We start from the raw sequence: 19,613 nt of genomic DNA on the forward strand, positions 1-19,613 counted from the left end.
GCTACCGTCCGTGGCGACCGGCCTCTGGCCTTGCCGGCCGGAGGACTGGGGGCGGGGCTCCGCACGGGCTGAGCCCCCGCTCCCGGCTCTGGCCAAGGCCGACCGGCCCCTGGCCTCGTCGGCCGGAGGATGGGGGGCGGGGGCAGCACAATCGTCCCGCCCACCAGGGACGAACCGCTGCGCGGCCACCCTTATGTGTGAAGCGGGCTGGGACCTGTTGTTCGGCAGGAAGTGCGAAAACTAGCTTCCTCACCGGAGGTGACGCACGGATGACTGTCTGTGCCATCGAAATGACGACGACGGCCCCGTTCACGATCGCCGCGGACGGGTCGTACGCCGCCCGGCTCGCCGGGGACGGTGACGCGCTCTACCCCGAGCGGTGGACCCTGTCCGGGCCCGAGCCCTACGCGGTGCCCTTGCCGCTCGCGCAGCCGGAGGAAGCCCACAGCGAGCTGTCGCCGCTGGCGGACGGGCGGGTGCTGATCCACCGGCGGGTGGCGCAGCGGCACGCCTTCGCGCTGCTGTACCCCACGGGCGCCGCGGCCGGGCCCCGCACCGGTGAGCTCCAGCTGGGCGCGGTCGAACCCGGTGAGGGCGTACGGGTCTTCCTGCTGCCTCCCGCTCCGGACGGACGCAGCGCCTTCGCCCTGGCCGCGGCGGACACCGCGACCACCGTCTGGCAGGTGGCCGGGAGCACCGGCGGCCCGCGGCCGGTCGCCCGGATCCCGGGCCGGTGCTCCGGTGGCGTCTGGCTGGACCGGACGGGCCGGCTGCTGTCACTGGACCGCGAGCTGGACGGCATCACCAAGGCCGTCGCCGTGGACCTGGGCCGCGGCGGCGAGGTGTCCCCGCTGCTCCAGATCACGGAGCGGAGCAACGACCGGCTCCTGCTGGCCGACCCGGACAGCGGGCTGCTGCTGATCGGCTCCGACGCGCCGGGCGCGCCGCGCCTCGGCTGGGGGGTGCTGGGCAGCTCCCGGCCGGTCCGCTTCCCGGAGTGCCTGCGGGAGGCTGCTCAGGGCGGATCCCTGGCCATGCCCTTCGCGGTCCAGCCGGGCCAGGCGCTGATGCCGGAGACCTGCGGGGTCGCGCTGAGGCTGCCCGACGGCGGCATCGGCCTGTGGCGCCCCGCCGACCGGCACGTCTTCCGGCTCGGCGCCCCCGTCGGCTGGCTCGGCGGTACGGGCCTGTGGAGCGCCGAGGGCCGCCTGCGCCTCCCGTACGCGACCCCCGAAGTGCCGTGCGGAGTCCTCGGGATGACCTTGCCGCCGGCTCCGGCGCCGCAGGTCCGCCTCGACCCTCAGCAGGTCCGCCTGGTCCCGCAGCAGGTCCCCCTGGACGCGCAGCCGGTCCGGCCTGCCTCGGCGCCGGCGGCCGGGCCGCGCCCGGTGCCGCTGCAGCAGGCCCCGCTGCGGTGACTCCGGGCACGGAGGGCCGTGGCAGCAGCCCTGTCAGCCGTGCCTGAGGCCCAGGACCTCCGTCGCGGCGAAGGTCTCGTTCGCCGGGCGGGAGTCGTAGTGCGGGGTCAGGACCTCGTCCAGCTCCTCGTAGGAGAAGGCCTCCTTGCCGGTGTCGAACTTCGCCGCCACCCTGGGGCGTTCCATCACGACCACGATCCCGCCGTGCACGACGAACAGCTGTCCGTTGACCTTGGCCGCGGCGGGCGAGGCCAGGTAGCCGACGAGCGGGGAGACGTGTTCGGGGGCGAGGGCGTCGAGTTCGCCCTCCTCCGGGACCTGGAAGCCGGCGAAGACGTCCTCGGTCATCCGGGTCCGGGCCCGCGGGCAGATGGCATTGGCCGTCACCCCGTACTTCGCCAGGGCCAGGGCGGTCGAGGTCGTCAGTCCCACGATGCCGCCCTTGGCCGCCGCGTAGTTCGGCTGGCCGGCGGAGCCGCCGAGGAAGGCCTCGGAGGAGGTGTTGACGATCCGGCCGTAGACCGGGCCGCCCGCCGCCTTCGACCGCTCCCGCCAGTGGACGGACGCGAAGTGGGTGGTGTTGAAGTGGCCCTTGAGATGGACCCGGATCACCGAGTCCCACTCGGCCTCCGACATCGAGAAGATCATCCGGTCGCGCAGGATGCCCGCGTTGTTCACCAGGATGTCGAGCTTCCCGAAGCTGCTCACCGCCAGCTCGACCAGCTCGCGCGCCTGCTCGAAGTCGGCCACGTCGCCCAGGTGCGCCACCGCCTGCCCGCCCTCGGCGCGGATCTCCGCGGCGACCTCCTCCGCGGGGGCGGCCGAGGCCTCCCCCGAGCCGTCCCGGCCGCTCTGGCCGAAGTCGTTGACCACCACGCTCGCGCCGAGCCGTGCGAGTTCGAGTGCCTCGGCCCGGCCGAGGCCACGGCCCGCGCCCGTGACGATGGCGGAGAGTCCCTGAAGTGGGAGCGACATCTACGTCCATTCCTCTCAGAGTTCGATGCAGGTGCGCAGGGCCACACCCGTACGCATCTGGTCGAGGGCGTCGTTGATCTCGGCGAGCCGCACCCGGTGGGTGATCAGGCCCGCCAGATCCACCCGGCCGGCCCGCCACAGCGCGATGGTGCGCTCGTAGGACCGGAGCACGTCCCCGCCCCCGTACATCGACGGCAGGATCCTCTTCTCGTCGAAGAACAGCGAGAACATGTCGATCTGGAAGTTGTCGTCCATGGCGCCCGCGCCGACCACGCACACGGTGCCGCCGCGCCGGGTCATCCGGTAGGCGGTCCGCGCGGTCGCGGACTTGCCGACCACCTCGAAGACGTAGTCGAAGCCCTCGCCGCCGGTGATCCGGTTCTTGGCGTCGTCGAAGGCTTCCGGCGCGACCGCCTCGGTGGCCCCGAAGCGCAGCGCGGCCTCGCGCCGCGACGCCACCGGGTCGACGGCGACGATCTGCGCCGCGCCCTGGACCTTGGCGCCCTGGATGACGGATATGCCGACGCCGCCGCAGCCGATGACGGCGACCGAGGACCCGGCCTCCACCTTGGCGGTGTTGATGGCCGCGCCGAGGCCGGTGGTGACCCCGCAGCCGATGAGCGCGGCGATGTCGAAGGGCACGTCGTCGGGGATCGGGACCGCGCACGCGGCGTCGACCACGACCTCCTCGGCGAAGGTGCCGGTCGCCGCGAAGCCGAAGATGTCACCGCCCGCGCGGCGGAAGTTGGGGGTGCCCGCGTTCACCAGGCCGGCGAGGCACAGGTGGCCCTGGTCGCGCTTGCAGGACGGGCAGTGGCCGCACGGCGGCAGCCAGCAGACGAGGACCCGGTCGCCCCGCTGGTGGGTGGTGACCCCGTCGCCGACGTCGGCGATCACTCCGGAGCCCTCGTGGCCGGGGACGAAGGGGGCGGGCTGCGGCAGGATGCCGCTCATCGCGGAGAGGTCGGAGTGGCACAGGCCGGTGGCCTTGATGCGGACCTTCACCTTGCCGGGGCCGGGACCCACGGCCTCCATGTCGTCGACGACCTCGAGCTTGTCCTGGCCGATCTCGCTCTGCAGTGCTGCGCGCACGGTGCGGCTCCTTCTACAGGTCTGGGACGGGGGGTGTGTCCGGCGGATCAGGGCCGTCCACGCGTAGGGCCCCTCCGCGTGGACGGCCGCTACGCGTGTTCGACGACGGTGTCGGCGAGGACCGGCGCGTCGTCCCGTTCGACGGCGGTCACCGACACCTGGACGCGGCCGGGTTCCCGCCACATCCGGATCCGCAGCGTCTCGCCGGGGAAGACGATCCCGGCGAAGCGCGTGCGGCAGGCGCGGACCCGGGCGACGTCCCCGCCGAGGGCCGTGTCGACGACGGCTTTGAGGGTCATCCCGTACGAGCACAGGCCGTGCAGGATCGGCCGGTCGAAGCCGGCCAGCTTGGCGAACTCGGGGTCGGCGTGGAGGGGGTTCCAGTCTCCGGAGAGGCGGTAGAGCAGCGCCTGTTCCTCGCCGATCCGCCGCTCCTCGGTGCGGTCGGGCGCCCGCTGGGGCGGTTGCGACCTGGCGGAGGGTCCGCGCTCGCCGCCGAAGCCGCCCTCGCCCCGTACGAAGATCTGCGCGTCGCTGGTCCACAGCGGCCCGTCCGCGTCCGCGACCTCGGAGCGCAGCACGATCACGGCCGCCTTGCCCTTGTCGTAGACGGCGGCGACCTTGGAGCTGACGGTGGCCCGGCCCTTGACGGGGATGGGCCGGTGCAGCTCGATGGAGTGGCCGCCGTGCAGGACGGCGGCGAGGTCGACCTCGATGCCGGGGGCGGAGAGGCCGCCCAGCATGGCCATGCCGGCGCCGGCGACGGTCGCGAAGCTGGGCAGGACGTGGAGTCTGGACTCCAGGGTGTAGCGCAGCTCGTCGGGATCGGTGGCCGGGGTGCCCGCGCCGAGGCCGAGGTGGTAGAGCTGGATGTCCTTGTGGTCCCAGCCGATGTCCCCTTGGCGGGGGGCTGCGGCGAGGGCCCTGGCGGCATCGATCGGCATGAGGATGCTGCTCCTTGTTCCTTCGTTCCTTGGAAGACCTCGGTGCGGCCGTCCGCACCGTCGGTCGCACCGAGGTCGTATGCGGGACCGGCTCCGCGAGGCGTTCTAGAACGCGTTCTAGGACCGGTGAGGGAATGTATAACGCACGGCCCCTTACTTGGGAAGGCTCCTGACTCCACGTCAGATGCGTGTGCGTCAGGCGCGTTCCACGCACGATGGCGGGCGGAGGTCTACCGTTCTCCCGTGGACGAAATGCCCGTGTACCACCGCCCCGCCCGGTCCCTGCGGGTCCTGCTGGTCCCGCCGGATCCGGCCCTGGCGCTCCGGCTCGGCCTCCAGCCGGACATCGAGGTGGTGGCTTCGCCCCTGTTCAGGCCCGCGGTGGCACTGGTCGAGGAGGTCGCGTCGGTGGAGGTGGTGCTGGCGGACGATCCGGAGTGCCGGGTGCTGGTCCTGACCGGGTCGGCGCACCCGGGCCTGCTGGACGCGGCCCTCGCCGCGGGCGCGGCGGGACTGATCCTGCGGGACGGCCCGATCGAGGACCTGGCCGACTCCATCCGCCGGGCCTCCCGGGGGGAAACGGTGATCGACCCCGCGCTCGCGCCGTAGCCGCTGCGCAGGCGCGGGGTCAAGGCGGAGCCCTGGGCGCGGCGGCGAGCCGGCTACTTCCGCAGCAGCGTGACCACCGCCGCGCCGCCCAGGCCTATGTTGTGCGCCAGGCCCACCCGCGCACAGGCCACCTGGCGGGGACCCGCCTCGCCCCGTAGCTGCCAGACCAGTTCCGCGGCCTGCGCCAGCCCGGTCGCTCCCAGCGGGTGCCCCTTCGAGATGAGGCCGCCCGAGGGGTTCACGACCCACCGCCCCCCGTACGTCGTCGCGCCGCTCTCCACCAGCTTCCCCGAGGCCCCGTCCCCGCACATGCCCAGGGCCTCGTACGTGAGCAGCTCGTTGACCGAGAAGCAGTCGTGCAGCTCCACCACGTCCACGTCCTCGATGCCGAGGCCCGACGCCTCGTACACTTGCCGTGCGGCCGCCGCCGTCATCGGCTTGCCGACCACGTCGATGCACGAGCCGGAGGAGAAGGACGCCTCCGTGTCCGTGGTCATCGCCTGGCCCACGATCTCGACCGCCTTGTGGTGCAGTCCGTGCCGCACCACGAAGCGTTCCGACACCACCAGCGCGGCCGCCGCCCCGTCCGAGGTCGGCGAGCACTGGAGCTTGGTCAGCGGATCGTGGATGGTCTTCGCCGCGAGGATCTCCTCCACCGAGTAGACGTCCTGGAACTGCGCGTTCGGGTTGTTCGCCGAGTGCCGGTGGTTCTTGGCGCCCACCGCCGCCAGCTGTGCGGGCGTGGTCCCGTACCGCTCCATGTGCTCCCGCGCCGCGTTGCCGAAGATCTGCGCGGTCGGCGGGGACATCGCGAAGCCGTGGCCGGCGGCCATGACGCCGTAGTGCCGGGCCACCGGCGACGTCGTGAAGTCTCCTCCGTCGGCCCCGCCCCCCAGCGCGCCCTTCTTCATCTTCTCGAAGCCGAGCGCCAGCACGCAGTCGTTGATCCCGCCCTCCACGAACTGTCGCGCCAGCATCAGCGCCGTCGAGCCCGTCGCGCAGTTGTTGTTCACGTTGTAGACGGGGACTCCGCTCAGGCCCAGTTCGTACGCGGCGCGCTGACCGGCCGTGGAGGCCTGGAAGCAGTAGCCCACCGGCACTTGCCCGACCAGCCGGTAGTCCACCCCCGCGTCCGCCAGCGCCGCGGACCCGGCTTCCTTCGCCATGTCCCAGTACTGCCAGTCCCTCGACTCGGGCTTCTCGAACTTCGTCATGCCGACGCCCACGATGTACGACTTCACGCCTGACTCCTCTGTGGCTGGTCCCTGGGAAGGCCGAGGATCCGCTCGGCGACGACATTGAGCTGGACCTGCGTGGTGCCCCCGGCGATGGTCAGGCAGCGGGCCATGAGCATCCCGTGCACGGCCCGCTCCCCCGCCCCTTCCCGCACGGCGCCCGCCGGGCCGAGCAGTTCGAGCGCGAGCTCGGCGATGCGCTGCTGGTGCGGGGTCTGGACGAGTTTGCGTACGGAGGCACCCGCGCCCGGCTCCAGCCCCGACACCTGCTGGAGCGTGGTCCGCATGCCGATGCAGGCCAGGGCGTGCGCCTCGGCGGCCAGCGCCCCGATCCGGGCTCTGTACGCACCGTCCAGTGCGGCGGAGCGCGCGAGGAGCGACTCCAGGCCGGTGTCGAAGGAGAGCTGATCGGCCATGTGGACGCGCTCGTTTCCGAGGGTGTTGCGGGCCACCTTCCAGCCGCCGTCCGCCGCGCCGACCAGCGCGTCCGCCGGGAGCTCCGCGTCGTCGAAGTACACCTCGTTGAAGAGGGCTTCGCCGGTGATCTCCTTCAGCGGGCGGATGTCGATGCCGGGGGTGTTCTTCATGTCGACCACGAAGTAGCCGAGCCCCTCGTGCCGGGGCGCGTCGGGATCGGTGCGGGCCAGCAGGATCCCGTAGTCGGCACTGTGCGCGGAACTCGTCCACACCTTCTGTCCGTTGACTCTCCAGCCGCCGTCGGCCATCCGCTCCGCCCTGGTCCGCAGCGAGGCCAGGTCGGAGCCCGCGCCCGGCTCCGAGAAGAGCTGGCACCAGGTCAGCTCGCCGCGCAGGGTGGGCAGGACGTACGCCTCGCGCTGCGCGGGGGTCCCGTAGGCGAGCAGTGAGGGCACCACCCAGGTGGCGATCCCGAGGTCGGCGACCTTGACACCGGCCGCCCGCAGCTCCTGCTGGACGACGAGCTGCTCGACGGGCCCGGCGCCGAGTCCGTACGGGGGCGGGAGGTGCGGGGCGGCGTACCCGGTGGGGGCCAGGACCCGCCGGGCGGCCGCGGGGCCGAGGCCGCACGCGTCCTGGATGGCGCGGCGGGCCTTCGCCCGGTAGGCCTCGGCTTCGGCCTCCGCCTCCGCCGGGAGCTTCAGGCGCAGTTCCCGCCGCGCACCGCCCGCAGCACACCGCACGGCCCGCAGCCGGTGCCCGTCACCGGGTCCGAGCAGCTGGCGGGCGACGAGCGCCCGACGCAGGTAGATGTGGGCGTCGTGCTCCCAGGTGAAGCCGATGCCGCCGAGGATCTGGATGCAGTCCTTGGCACACGAGTAGGCGGCGTCCAGGGCGGTGCCGGCGGCCAGCGCGGCGGTCAGCGACCGCACCTGCGCCGGCTCTTCCATGCTGTTGGCGGCGTCCCAGGCCAGCGCCCGGGCCTGTTCGAGGCGCACCAGCATGTCGGCGCACAGGTGCTTGACGCCCTGGAACTGCCCGATGGGCCGGCCGAACTGCTCGCGGACCTTGGCGTACTCGGCGGCCGTGTGCAGCGCCCAGGCGGCGGTGCCGCAGGCGTCGGCGGCGAACAGCGTGCAGGCCGCGTCCCGCACGAGCGCGGTGTCGAGCGCCAGCAGCCGGTCGGCGGCGGCGGTGACACCGCGCGCCCGCACCTCGGCGGTGGGGCGGGTCGGGTCGGCGCTCTCGTGCGTACGGATGTCCAGCGCGGCGGCGTCCACGGCGAACCAGCGGGTGCCCCTCGACCCCGGTTCGCCCCGGGGAGCGCCTTGCGCCCCCTGCGGCTCGGGCGCGGCCTCGGCCGCGAGCAGGACGAGGTCGGCCTCACCGGCGCCGAGCACCGGGGGCGCGACGCCGTCGAGCAGGTACCCGCCGCCCTCCACGGCGACGGCGGTCAGGGTGCCGGCGCCCAGCGCGACCGCGCCGACCCGCCCGGCGAGCGGGTCGGCGCCGGCCCGGTCGAGCAGTACGGAGGCCAGCGCGCTCGGCAGGTACGCCCCGGGCAGCGCCGCCCGCGCGGCCTCCTCGACGACGACGGCGAGGTCGAGCGGGGTCCCGCCCTCCAGGTGCGGTTCCAGCAGCCCGGCGGCGGCGAGCGCGTCCCAGTAGGCGGGGCGGGTGCCGGTCTGCGGCGGGGTGTCGAGCAGCTTGCGCACGGCCTCGGGCGGCACGGTCCGCGCCACCCAGCCGCGTACGGCTTCGGCCAACTCCCGTTGCTCGTGCGTGATTCCGATGCCCATGCGCGGCAGACTAGAACACGTTCCATTCTGACGGAAGGTCAGATGACGTTCCGATGTCCCTTCGTCGGCGCGGCGCCGTCATTGTCCTGCGACTTCGGACGCCAGGGGCCTGTTCGCCGCCGCCGAGCCAGACGCGAGTCCGAGGGCCCCGCCGCGTGATGAGGCACCCCATGGACACGGGCCGGTCAGCAGCGTGCGACTTATTACGTTGCGGGGATGTCCGGGGACGTTTTAGCCTCTTGTGGTTCCGTCGGTGCCCATTCCGGGGCCCGGCGCTGTGTTTCGAGGTGATGACGTATCTCCCAGGCCAAGTAAGTAGCCGCTCGTTCCGAGGCTCTTTCCGGTTGTCCGCGATGGCGGGCTTCCGACGCATGCCTCGACGGCGGTGCTGCCTGATGGCCTGGGCTCGTTGCACCCTGCTTTCCCCTGTCGCGCTGTAGGCGTGCGGGGGCATGCCCAGGCCTGCCCCTGCCCCCATTCCTTCTGTACGCGAACAGGAATCTTCCTCGTGTCAACCGACACCCATACCCACGGTCATCCACGCCCCACAGGGGCCGGCCGTGCCGCCACGATCATCCTGGTGGTGGTGCTGATCGCCGAGCTGATGAACGCGCTCGACGGCTCGATCGTCCATACCGCCTTGCCCTCCATCCAGGCGGACACCGGTGCCTCCAGCGCCGCGGTGCAGTGGATCCCCGCCGCCTACACCCTCACCTTCGCCCTCGCCCTGATCACCGGCGGGCGCCTGGGTGACCTCTTCGGGCGCAAGCGGGTCTTCATCGCCGGTACCGCCCTGTTCACGCTGGCGTCGCTGCTGTGCGGGATCGCGACCGGCCCAGAGCTCCTGGTGGCCGCGCGGGCCCTTCAGGGCGCCGGGGCTGCGGCGATGGTGCCGCAGGTCATGGCCACCATCGCGGTCACCTTCGACGGGGAGTCCCGGGCCAAGGCGTTCGGCATGTACGGCATGATCATGTCCCTCGGCGGCGTCCTCGGCCCGGTCCTCGGCGCCGTCCTGACCTCCGCCGACATCGCCGGTCTCGGCTGGCGGACGATCTTCCTGATCAACCTGCCCATCGGCCTGGCCACCGTGCTCCTCGCCCTCCGGTTCATTCCCGAGTCCCGCGAGCAGCAGGCCAGGCGTCTTGATCCACTGGGCATCGTGCTCTCCAGCACCGGCCTGCTCCTTCTCGCCTACCCGCTCACCGTGGGCGGCGAGAAGCACTGGCCGGCGTGGAGCGTCGTCATGCTCGTCGCGGGCGCCCTGGTGCTGGCGGCGTTCGTGGCCCAGCAGCGGGCGAAGACCCGCAAGGACGGCTCCGCCCTGGTGGCACTCTCGCTGTTCCGCAGCAAGGCGTTCGCCGGCGGGCTCGCCGCCCAGCTGGTCTTCGGCCTCCTCTCCGGCGTGTTCCTGCTGACGTGGGTGCTGTTCATGCAGTCCGGCCTCGGACTTTCGCCCGGGCAGTTCGCTCCGGCGTCCGTCGCCATCTCCATCGGCGGCATGGCCGGCGCGATGCTCGCCTCCAAGTGGGCGGGACGCCACATGCGGCGCGTGCCGCAGGCCGGGGCGGTGCTCATCGCCGCAACTCTGGTCGGCTACCAGCTGCTGGTCTCCGCCCAGCAGACCGGGATGCCGTTCATGGCCGCCGTCGCCCCGATGATCCTCGTCGGGGCCGGTTTCGGCATGGTCGGCGCGGGTCTTGCCGGTCTCACCCTCAGCCAGGTCGGCCACCAGGACGCCGGATCCGCGGCGGGACTGTTCAACACCGCCATGCAGCTCGGTACCGCACTCGGTATCGCGATGGCCTCCGTGGTGTTCTTCAACCACGCCCCCGCGGGCAGCCACGGCAGCACCGTGACCGAGGCGTTCGCGGGCAGCATCTGGTACGTCGTCGCCGCTCTCGCGGTGATGTGGGCGCTGATGTTCCGGCTGCCCAAGCCGGTCAAGGCCGCCTGAACCGCGGTCGGCGGCCCCGCCCCGTGCGGCCCGTGCGGGGCGGGGCCGCCGACCCCCCGCAGGGCTTGAGTGCGTTCTCCTGCCCGGATCCTCCCCTGTTCCGCCAGTCGTCGATGTGAGGTGATGACGTATCTCCCAGGCCCGATAGCCGTCCCTTCCCGGCACCGGCAGCACCCTCTCGGTGCCTACCGGCGTGCCGGCATCGACGGTGCCCCTTCCTCGGCCTGGGCCAGCTCCCCTCTTCCTGTGCGCAGTCGGCGTACGCGGCCCTGGCCTGCCCGTATCCCCGACCACCCACCGGAACAGGAGCCCTCCTCCCGTGTCCCACGACACCGACCAGACCACCACCAGCAGCCCGCCGCGCGCCGGATCCTCGGCCCCGGGCCGTGCCCGTGCCATCACCCTCGCCGTCGTCCTGACCGCAGAGCTGATGAACGCGCTCGACGGCTCCGTCGTCTACACCGCCCTTCCCTCCATCGCCGCCGACACCGGCGCCACGACCGCGGCCCTCCAGTGGATCCACGCCGCCTACGCCCTGACCTTCGCGCTCGGTCTGATCACCGGCGGCCGGCTCGGCGACCTCTACGGCCGCAAGCGGATCTTCCTGACCGGGACCGCCGTGTTCACCCTTGCCTCCCTGCTGTGCGGGATTGCCGCCGGACCGGATCTGCTGACCGCCGCCCGCGTCCTGCAAGGCGCCGCGGCCGCGGCGATGGTCCCGCAGGTCCTGGCCACCCTGCACGTCACCTTCGACGCGGGCTCCCGGGCGAAGGCGTTCGGCCTGTACGGGACGGTCATGTCGCTCGGCAGCGTCACCGGCCCGGTCCTGGGCGGTGTCCTGACCCAGGCCGACCTGTTCGGCCTGGGCTGGCGGCCCATCTTCCTGATCAATCTGCCCATCGGGATCGCCGCCGTCGTCCTCGGCCTGCGCTTCCTCCCCGAGTCCCATAACCGCACCGCCCAGCGCCTCGACCCGCTCGGCATGCTCCTGTCCGCGCTCGGCCTGCTGCTGATCACGCTCCCGCTGACCGTGGGCGGCGAACACGGCTGGCCCGCCTGGTCGCTCGCGGCGCTCGCCACCGGTCCGCTCGTACTGGTGGTGTTCGTGGTCCAGCAGCGGGCCAAGACGCGCAAGGGCGGCTCACCCCTGATCGTCCTCTCCCTCTTCACCGGCCGCGCCTTCAGCGCCGGGCTCGCCACCCAGCTCGCCTTCGGCCTGCTGTCCGGGGCCTTCTTCCTGTCCTGGGCCCTGTTCATGCAGGACGGCCTCGGCCTCACCCCGGGCCAGGCCGCTGCCGGTTTCGTCGCGGCCTCCCTCGGCGAGATGGGCGGCGCCTGGCTCGCCATGAGCCTCGTCGCGCGCTACGGACGAGCCGTGCCGCAGGCCGGGGCCCTGCTCGCCGCCGCCACCCTGTGCGGCTACCACCAGCTCATCACCACCGAGGGCACCGGCATGGGAACCGTGCTGGCCGCCGCCCCGATGCTCGCCGTCGGCTTCGGTCTCGGCATGATCGGTGCCCCGCTCGCCGACCTGACCCTCGGCAAGGTCCCCCACCGGCACGCCGGGTCGGCCTCCGGTCTCTTCAACACCGGAACGCAGCTCGGCATCGCGCTGGGAACCGCCCTGACCACTCTGGTCCTCTTCACCCGGATCAGCGCCGGCACCCGCGGCCCGTCCATGGCCACCGCCTTCGCCGGCAGCCTCTGGTACGTCGTCGGCACACTCATCACGATGTGGGCGCTGATGCTGCTGCTTCCCCAGCGGACCCGCACGAGCTGACGGGACGGTACGGGGGCGACGGGCGACGGGCGACGGCGCGTCCGTACCGTCGCCCCACCCACCGCCGGCGAGAAGACCGCTGAGGAAACCCTGCGCAGCACTGACATCCACTCTCCGTCCGACACATTGCAGACCTGCCGTGCAGACCTGCCTTTGCGGGCGAGTCCGCGGGTGGGTGAGCTGCGTTGCGGGCACCTGTGGTCTCGGGCGTGGAAGGCGGCCGGACAAGTCGCCGTCCATCGAATCGCAAGGTAGGTCTTCACCACCCCGGCGCGCGCCGTGAAGACACACGCTTCGTCCCGCTGGTCATCCGCGGCCGGCGCCGCAACCCCTGCCTCACCGGACAGTCACGCACGGGGCTTCGCGCGGACGTGCATGCGTTCCCCCTGCCTCCCGAAGAGGCTGAGGATCTCGACGGGCCGCCCGTCCGCGCTGCTGAACCAGTGGGGCAGCCGGGTGTCGAACTCGGCGACCTCGCCGGCGCCGAGGACCAGATCGTGCTCGGCGAGGACGAGTCGCAGCCGGCCGTCCAGGACGTACAGCCACTCGTAGCCCTCGTGCGTACGGGGCTCCGGCTCACCACGGTCAGAGATGATCATCTTGTAGGCCTGAAGGGGGCCCGTGCTCCGGGTCAGGGATACGAACGTACCGCCGCTCGCCAGGGTGCCGGGGGTCAGCCGCACCCGGGGATCCCCCACTTCGGGAGCGCCGACCAGGTCGTCCAGGGGCACGCCGTACACACCGGCGAGCGGCAGCAGCAGTTCCAGGCTGGGACGGCGCTGCCCGGACTCCAGCCGGGAAAGGGTGCTCTTGGAGATGCCGGTCGCCTCGGAGAGTGCGGCCAGGGTGAGGCCGCGCTGGGCGCGCAGCCTGCCGAGCCGGGGGGCGACCTCGTTGAGGACCGCTTGGTAGGGCGCTGGTTTGTCCATGCGGGCATTCCACTCCGCCGTCCCGGAATCGGCAACAAGAGTTGCCGCCACCCCCCGGCCGGTCCCACGCTCCCGGACATGAACCCACACAGCGATCCCGTCCCGGTCGGCGCGGCACAGGACGAAGCAGCAGCCGCGAGTGCGGGGCGCACTCCACCCTCGGTTCGGTGGGCGCTCACCGGCCTGGCGCTGTCCATGCTGCTGTCCTCGCTCGGCATCAGCATCGCCCATGTCGCCCTACCGACGCTGGCAGAGGCCTTCAACGCCTCCTTCCAGCAAGTCCAGTGGATCGTCCTCGCCTATCTCCTCGCCATCACCACCGTGATCGTCAGCGTCGGACGGCTCGGTGACCTCATCGGCCGTCGGCAGCTGCTCCTGGGCGGGATCTCTCTGTTCACGGCGGCCTCGGTCCTGGCTGGCATCGCGCCCACACTGGGGCTGCTGATCGCCGCCCGGGCGGCGCAGGGCCTCGGAGCGGCCATCATGATGGCCCTCACCATGGCGTTCGTCGGTGCGACGGTCCCCAAGGCGAAGACCGGTAGCGCCATGGGGCTGCTCGGAACGATGTCGGCGATCGGCACGGCGCTCGGTCCCTCGCTGGGCGGCGCTCTCCTGTCCGGTCCCGGCTGGCGGGCGATCTTCCTCGTCACCGCACCGCTGGGCGTCCTGACCCTGCTTCTCGCCCACCGCCACCTGCCCGCTGACGGGCGCGAGCCCCGAACCTCCCGGGCCGACTTCGACCATGTCGGCACGCTGGTGCTCGCCCTGACGCTCGCGGCCTACGCACTCGCCATGACCCTGGGAGGCGGCCGCTTCGGTCCGCTCAACATCGCGCTGCTGCTGGCCGCCGCCCTGGGAGTGGTCCTCTTCGTACGGACCGAGGCGAGAGCGGCCTCGCCCTTGGTCCGGTTGGCGATGTTCCGCGACCGCGCGCTGAGCGCGAGCCTCGCCACGAGCGCGCTCGTCACAACGGTGATCATGACCACGCTGGTGGTGGGGCCGTTCTACCTCTCCCGCACCCTCGGGCTCGGTGAGGCCCTCGTCGGACTCGTCCTGTCGGTCGGTCCGGTGGTCGCCGCGCTGACCGGTGTGCCGGCCGGTCGCATCGCGGACCGTTTCGGCGCCCGGCGCATGACCGTCGCCGGACTCGTCGGGATGGCGGCCGGCTCGTTCACGCTGTCCATGACACCGGCGACGCTCGGCATCGCCGGCTACGTCGCCCCCCTCGTGGTCATCACCGGCGGCTATGCGGTGTTCCAGACGGCCAACAACACCGCCGTCATGGCGGACGTCCGCCCGGATCAGCGCGGCGTGGTGTCCGGCATGCTGAACCTGTCGCGCAACCTCGGCCTCGTCACCGGCGCGTCCGCCATGGGCGCCGTGTTCGCGCTCGCGTCGGCGACGACCGACGTCACCACGGCGGGTCCCGAGGCCGTTGCCACCGGCATGCGGATCACGTTCGCGGTCGCGGGGGCCCTGATCCTCGTCGCGCTCGCCGTCGCGGCGTCGTCTTCTACAAGGTCTACAAGGCGCTGACGAAGGCGGCGAAGGCGACGGGGCCGACGGTGAAGGCCGGGCCGTCGGGATTCTTGGAGTCCCGGACGGCGATTCGGCAGGGCTGGGCGGCGACCTCGACGCACTCGCCGCCGGTGTCACCGCTGTACGAAGCCTTGCGCCAAGCGGCGGCGCCGAGTGGGGCACACTCGACGCAGTCGCCGCCGGTGGTTCCGCTGTACGACGACTTACGCCATTGCACGCTCGTCACGTCCAGGCCGGTCCCCATAACGTTCCTCCATTACCCGAGCGATCAGCGCCGCCGAGCGCTCCGGAGAGAGCGCCTCGGCTTGCAGCCGAGCGTAGCCGACTGAACGCTCCCGGATCAGTGCCGGGTTGGCGGTCATATGCCCCTGAGCGTAGCCCTCCTCGTAAAACAGATCCGGGTCGTCATCGAAGCGGAGGAGATTGAACGACCCCAGCATTCCTGTGTGCTGTCCGACCGAGAAGGGCAGCACCTGAATCTGTACCCATGGCCGTCCAAGGAAGGTCAACAAGTGGGCGAGTTGGTTCCGCATGACCTCATGACAGCCGACCTCCTGATACAGGACCGCCTCGGCGAGCACCACCCACAGAGCAGGCGGGTGCTCACGTTCGAGGATGCGCTGCCTCTCCATACGGGCCTCCACCAGCTCGTCGACCTGGTCAGGTCGGTCCACACTGAGCAAAGCCCGTGCGTAGTCCGGGGTCTGCAACAGCCCGTAGACCAACTGGGCCTGGAAGGTGGAGATGTACTCCGCCTTCGCCTCCATCTCCGCGTACGCCTGGAACCACGTCGGCAACTGGCTCCGCAGCACCAGCCCCACCAGCCGCGAGAACACCCCGTCCGTACCCAGCGCCGCGTCCACCCGTTCCGAGAAGTCCCGGGTCGGCACCTTCCTCGCCGTCTCGATCTGGCCGATCAACGAGCCCGTACAGAAGACGCTGGATCCGAGCGCCCCCTGCTTCAGCTCCGCTTCTTCTCTCAGGCGGCGCAGTTCGGAGCCGTAGTAGTCCAGCGGCGATGCGCTGGGATCGAGGTCGCGGATGTTGACCACGAGGCGGTCACCCCCCAAGTTCACGCCGTGCGGCGTTCGTTTCGGTCTGTTGCCGAGCGTAATCACTCCACTCCACGCTGGTGACATGAATCACGCAACTGAGCCCTGTCGGGCGGAAATTGGCGGCAGCTACCGCATGGGCTTCACCGTGGGTGAGCATTCCGCCCGGCACATGCGGCGCATCCTGCGGACCTTCCTCGTCCGCTGGGACATGGCCGAACTGGCCGACGCCGCCGAACTGGCGCTCACCGAGCTCGTCGCCAACGTCGTACGGCACGTCCCCGGCCGGGGCTGCGCGGTGCTCATCCTGCGGCGGCCGGAAGGGCTACGGGTCGAGGTCACGGACGGGTGCCCGCACCCGGTGCGCGTCTCGGAGGGGGGCGACGAACTCACCGAGGGCGGGCGCGGGCTGCTCCTGGTCGAAGCCGTGACCGACCGCTGGGGCACCGTGCCGCTCCCGGCGGGCAAAACGGTCTGGTTCGAGTGCGACGCCCCGGTCTGAGGCGCGGGGCCCAAGGCCGCGCCCCCATCCCAGCCCGGCCAAGCACAACCCAGCCCCGCCGGGAACACTCCAACCCCACCGGGCCCCAACCCAGCCCCGCCGGGCCCATCGCAGCCCCGCCGGCGTTTGAGGCGCGGGGCCCGGGGCGGAGCCCCAAACCCAGCCCCGCCGGCGTTTGAGGCGCGGGGCCCGGGGCGGAGCCCCAAACCCAGCCCGGCCGGCGTTTGAGGCGCGGGGCCCGGGGCGGAGCCCCAATCCCAGCCCCGCCGGCGTTTGAGGCGCGGGGGCTCGGGGGCAGAGCCCCCGCAACGGCGCCGCACCCGCCCCCACAAGCCACCCCGCAGGGGACCGGGCAACGGCGCCGCACCCGGACCCGGACCCGCCAAGCAACCCCGCAGGGGACCGGGCAGGGGACCCGCCCCCGCCCGCTACTCAGCGGTACGGCAGCATGGGCCGCCGCACACCCCCACCACCCCGGAGGAACCATGGCCACGCCCAAGCCGGAGACCCTCGCCGCGTTCGAGGCGGCCAAGGGGTTCATGCCCGTACGGGAGGGCCTCGCCCTGTACGAGGCGGCCACGGCCGCAGCCTCGCTCGGCCTGCCGCTGCTGGAGGTCGGCACGTACTGCGGGCGCTCCACGATCCTGCTGGCCGATGCCGCCCGCGCGGCCGGGGTGTCCGCCATCACCGTCGACCACCACCGTGGCAGTGAGGAGCAGCAGCCCGGCTGGGAGTACCACGACCCGACGGTCGTGGACCCGGAGATCGGGCTGATGGACACCCTGCCCACCTTCCGCCGCACCCTGCACCGGGCCGGCCTCGAAGACCACGTGATCGCGATCGTCGGCCGCTCCCCCCAGGTCGCCGCGGCCTGGGGCGGCCCGCTCGGCCTCGTCTTCATCGACGGCGGCCACACCGACGAGCACGCCTCCGGCGACTACGAGGGCTGGGTCCCGCACCTGGCCGAGGGCGGGACGCTCGTCATCCACGACGTGTTCCCGGATCCGGCCGACGGCGGCCAGGCCCCGTACCGGATCTACCTGCGCGCCCTCGCCTCCGGCGCCTTCGAAGAGGTGTCCGTCACCGACTCGCTGCGCGTACTGCGCCGGACCGGCCCCGGCATCTGAGGCCCGGCCCGGGCCCAGCGCACAGCGTTCCGGACCCGGGACTCCGGACCCGGGACTCCGGACCCGGGACTCCGGACCCGGGACTCGGGGAGTCGGGACTCCGGACCCGGGACTCGGGGAGTCGGGCCCGGACGCCGGGCCCGGCACCGCGCTGCCGTCAGGCATATAAGCGCACCGCGCCCCCGGATGGCCCAGGGTCCGCCGTACCACCGCGCCCGCGAACTAGCATCGCGACGTGCGCTACGACGACGACAGCCCCCCGCCGCCCGAGTCCGGCTCCCCGGCCCCGCCGGACCAGCCGTGGTTCACTCGCCGCTCCGCCCTCGTGGTCTCGGTCGCCGCGCTCGCACCGACCTGCCTGGCGGGCTGGGTCCTGGCCCAGGTGCTGACGGGGGCCGGGCCGGGCGAGGAACAGATGCCGCGGGCGACGCCCGTGCCCGCCTCGCACTCCGCCCTTCCGTCCGGCTTCCGGGACGCAAAGCCGAACGCCTCGTCCAACGGAAGCACGAGCCCCAGCCCGGCCGTCGGACCGAGTTCGGGCACGAGCCCGGGCGGCTCCCCCGCCAAGGGCCCGCTCGCCGGCCGGACCGTCGTCATCGACCCCGGCCACAACACGGGCAACTTCAAGCACGGCACGGAAATCAACAAGAAGGTGGACATCGGCACGGGCCGCAAGGAGTGCGACACCACCGGCACCACCACCAACTCCGGCTACATGGAAGCGGAGTTCACCCTCGACGTGTCCCAGCGCCTGCGCGCCGTCCTGGAGGCCCAGGGCGTGAAGGTCCTCCTCACCCACCAGGCCGACCGCCCGTGGGGCCCCTGCATCGACGAGCGCGCCCGCATCGGCAACGAGGCGGCCGCCGACGCCGTCGTCTCCGTCCACGCGGACGGCGTCTCCGCGGGCAGCCGCGGCTTCCACGTCATCCTCCCAGCCAAGGTCAGCGGTGGTGGCGCCGACACCTCGGCGATCGTCGGACCCTCGCGGCAGCTCGGCGAGCGGATCGTCGGAAACTTCGCCCGGACCACCGGATCCGCTCCCGCCAACTACCTAGGCAGCGGTACCGGTCTGGTCGTCCGTGACGATCTCGGCGGACTGAACCTGTCAACTCAGCCCAAGGTCTTCATCGAATGCGGCAACATGCGTGACGCCAAGGACGCGGCGCAGCTGGCGAGTCCGGAGTGGCGGCAGAAGGCGGCACAGGGCATTGCGGACGGCATCGTCGGCTTCCTGGGCGGGTAGTTCCTGCGGGAGTCCCGCCGGGACTGCTCGCCGCCCCGATCCTCTCGGCCGCGGGAGAACTCCGTACCATGGTCCCGCCCGCCCCGCTCCAGGCTCGATCTGCGACCGCGGCACCACGAGACGACCGAGACCGAGAAGGACACCTAAGACGTGAACATCCGCTCCCTCACTCGAGGCGACGGCGTGGTGATCGGAGCAGCGGTGCTGCTGTTCATCGCCTCGTTCCTCGATTTCTACTCCAAGACCGGTGTCGAGCTCCCGAACGCGTGGGACACCGACGCCTACCGCCTGGTCCTTCCCAGCGTCTTCCTGCTCGGATTCATCGCGGCAGGCCTGCTCATCGCCGCCCGTTTCCTGCCGGAGACCCGCAAGGTCCTGGGCCTGCCGCTGGCGGCGTGGGGCACCGTGCTCGCCGTCTCGGCCGCCTGGTCCGCGCTGTGGTCGCTGATCACCTGCCCGAGCACCGTCGACCTGGGTGCCGGCGCCATCATCGCCTTCCTCGCCACCCTGATCCTGGCCGGTGTCGCCGTGGCCGGCGCGAAGATCCCGGCGCTGGCCGGTGCGCTGGTGCCGGAGCCGAGGCCGGCGGCCATCCCGCCGTACGGCGGTCAGCCGCAGCCGGGCGCCGGGTACGGCTACCCGGGCGGCCAGCAGCCGCAGCCGTACGGGACCACCCCGCAGCCGGTCCCGCCGTACGGCGGCACCCCGCAGGCGGGTCCGGGTCCGCAGGACGCCGCCCAGCCCACGCCGACGCCGACGCCCGCCCCGGCGGCGGACTTCACCCCGTTCTGGTTCGCGGTCCCGGTGGCCCGCCCCCTCTTCGCCGAGGACGGCTCCCCCACCCCAATCGCCGAACTCGCGCCGGGCACCTGGTACCTGGCCGTGGAGCAGCGCGATCCGGCCACCCTGGTCGCCCAGACCCAGGACGGCCGCCGCGGCATCCTGAGCGACACCTCGGGGATCCAGCGCGGCTGACGCCTCGCGGACCCGTGCGGGCC

At 72.4% G+C, this 19,613-nt stretch carries 17 protein-coding genes; 9 read left to right on the forward strand and 8 right to left on the reverse strand.

The genetic code is table 11. The annotated features are described in order from the left end of the window. The first annotated feature begins 269 nt into the window (after nt 1-269). Nucleotides 270-1,418: a hypothetical protein gene (locus ABZX75_RS00445; RefSeq protein WP_355406229.1), complete on the forward strand. Its 1,149-nt coding sequence runs from the start codon at nt 270-272 to the stop codon at nt 1,416-1,418. A gap of 33 nt (nt 1,419-1,451) precedes the next feature. Here ABZX75_RS00445 and ABZX75_RS00450 read toward each other — a convergent pair whose 3' ends face one another. The 3 genes from ABZX75_RS00450 to ABZX75_RS00460 form a co-directional block, all read right to left on the reverse strand. Continuing rightward, on the reverse strand, nt 1,452-2,393 hold the full coding sequence (locus ABZX75_RS00450) for a 3-oxoacyl-ACP reductase (RefSeq protein WP_355406231.1): 942 nt from the start codon (nt 2,391-2,393) through the stop codon (nt 1,452-1,454). A gap of 15 nt (nt 2,394-2,408) precedes the next feature. Next, nucleotides 2,409-3,485, reverse strand: coding sequence for a Zn-dependent alcohol dehydrogenase (locus ABZX75_RS00455; protein WP_355406233.1), 1,077 nt, complete (start codon nt 3,483-3,485; stop codon nt 2,409-2,411). A gap of 89 nt (nt 3,486-3,574) precedes the next feature. Beyond that, nucleotides 3,575-4,429 carry a MaoC/PaaZ C-terminal domain-containing protein gene (locus tag ABZX75_RS00460; protein ID WP_355406235.1) on the reverse strand — a complete coding sequence of 285 codons (855 nt, stop codon included), beginning with the start codon at nt 4,427-4,429 and terminating at the stop codon, nt 3,575-3,577. Nucleotides 4,430-4,681: 252 nt separating this feature from the next. On the opposite strand from ABZX75_RS00460, the gene ABZX75_RS00465 reads away from it, so the two are divergent. Further along, nucleotides 4,682-5,038 (forward strand): DNA-binding response regulator, encoded by a 357-nt coding sequence (locus ABZX75_RS00465; RefSeq protein ID WP_355406994.1) that lies wholly within the window; start codon nt 4,682-4,684, stop codon nt 5,036-5,038. A 53-nt stretch (nt 5,039-5,091) separates the two neighbouring features. Here ABZX75_RS00465 and ABZX75_RS00470 read toward each other — a convergent pair whose 3' ends face one another. Both ABZX75_RS00470 and ABZX75_RS00475 read right to left on the reverse strand, forming a co-directional pair. Next, nucleotides 5,092-6,279: a lipid-transfer protein gene (locus ABZX75_RS00470; RefSeq protein WP_355406237.1), complete on the reverse strand. Its 1,188-nt coding sequence runs from the start codon at nt 6,277-6,279 to the stop codon at nt 5,092-5,094. Then, the gene (locus tag ABZX75_RS00475; RefSeq protein ID WP_355406239.1) at nt 6,276-8,489 is read right to left on the reverse strand and encodes an acyl-CoA dehydrogenase family protein; all 2,214 of its coding nucleotides are present in this window, start codon (nt 8,487-8,489) and stop codon (nt 6,276-6,278) included. The genes ABZX75_RS00470 and ABZX75_RS00475 overlap by 4 nt, the downstream gene beginning before the upstream one ends. A gap of 508 nt (nt 8,490-8,997) precedes the next feature. On the opposite strand from ABZX75_RS00475, the gene ABZX75_RS00480 reads away from it, so the two are divergent. Both ABZX75_RS00480 and ABZX75_RS00485 read left to right on the forward strand, forming a co-directional pair. After that, nucleotides 8,998-10,443, forward strand: a complete 1,446-nt coding sequence (locus tag ABZX75_RS00480; protein ID WP_355406241.1) for an MFS transporter — start codon at nt 8,998-9,000, stop codon at nt 10,441-10,443. Nucleotides 10,444-10,762: 319 nt separating this feature from the next. Further along, nucleotides 10,763-12,223, forward strand: a complete 1,461-nt coding sequence (locus ABZX75_RS00485) for an MFS transporter (protein WP_355406243.1) — start codon at nt 10,763-10,765, stop codon at nt 12,221-12,223. Between the two features lie 347 nt (nt 12,224-12,570). Here ABZX75_RS00485 and ABZX75_RS00490 read toward each other — a convergent pair whose 3' ends face one another. Next, nucleotides 12,571-13,152, reverse strand: coding sequence for a helix-turn-helix domain-containing protein (locus ABZX75_RS00490; RefSeq protein ID WP_355406245.1), 582 nt, complete (start codon nt 13,150-13,152; stop codon nt 12,571-12,573). Nucleotides 13,153-13,230: 78 nt separating this feature from the next. Here ABZX75_RS00490 and ABZX75_RS00495 point away from each other — a divergent pair, with 78 nt between their 5' ends. Then, nucleotides 13,231-14,688, forward strand: a complete 1,458-nt coding sequence (locus tag ABZX75_RS00495) for an MFS transporter (protein WP_355406247.1) — start codon at nt 13,231-13,233, stop codon at nt 14,686-14,688. Here ABZX75_RS00495 and ABZX75_RS00500 read toward each other — a convergent pair. Then, nucleotides 14,675-14,935, reverse strand: coding sequence for a DUF397 domain-containing protein (locus ABZX75_RS00500; protein ID WP_355406249.1), 261 nt, complete (start codon nt 14,933-14,935; stop codon nt 14,675-14,677). The genes ABZX75_RS00495 and ABZX75_RS00500 overlap by 14 nt on opposite strands. Further along, nucleotides 14,895-15,743: a helix-turn-helix transcriptional regulator gene (locus ABZX75_RS00505; protein WP_355406251.1), complete on the reverse strand. Its 849-nt coding sequence runs from the start codon at nt 15,741-15,743 to the stop codon at nt 14,895-14,897. Before ABZX75_RS00505 ends, ABZX75_RS00500 begins: the two co-directional genes overlap by 41 nt. A gap of 85 nt (nt 15,744-15,828) precedes the next feature. On the opposite strand from ABZX75_RS00505, the gene ABZX75_RS00510 reads away from it, so the two are divergent. From ABZX75_RS00510 to ABZX75_RS00525, 4 genes are all read left to right on the forward strand, one after another. After that, nucleotides 15,829-16,245, forward strand: coding sequence for an ATP-binding protein (locus ABZX75_RS00510; protein WP_355406253.1), 417 nt, complete (start codon nt 15,829-15,831; stop codon nt 16,243-16,245). Nucleotides 16,246-16,730: 485 nt separating this feature from the next. Beyond that, nucleotides 16,731-17,372 carry a class I SAM-dependent methyltransferase gene (locus tag ABZX75_RS00515; RefSeq protein ID WP_355406255.1) on the forward strand — a complete coding sequence of 214 codons (642 nt, stop codon included), beginning with the start codon at nt 16,731-16,733 and terminating at the stop codon, nt 17,370-17,372. 235 nt (nt 17,373-17,607) lie between these two features. After that, nucleotides 17,608-18,615, forward strand: coding sequence for an N-acetylmuramoyl-L-alanine amidase (locus ABZX75_RS00520; RefSeq protein ID WP_355406257.1), 1,008 nt, complete (start codon nt 17,608-17,610; stop codon nt 18,613-18,615). Between the two features lie 150 nt (nt 18,616-18,765). Continuing rightward, complete coding sequence (locus ABZX75_RS00525; protein WP_355406259.1) at nt 18,766-19,590, forward strand: DUF5336 domain-containing protein; 825 nt, start codon at nt 18,766-18,768, stop codon at nt 19,588-19,590. Nucleotides 19,591-19,613: the final 23 nt, after the last annotated feature.

It is taken from the genome of Streptomyces sp. NPDC003038 (assembly GCF_040611115.1).
GTDB lineage: Bacteria > Actinomycetota > Actinomycetes > Streptomycetales > Streptomycetaceae > Streptomyces.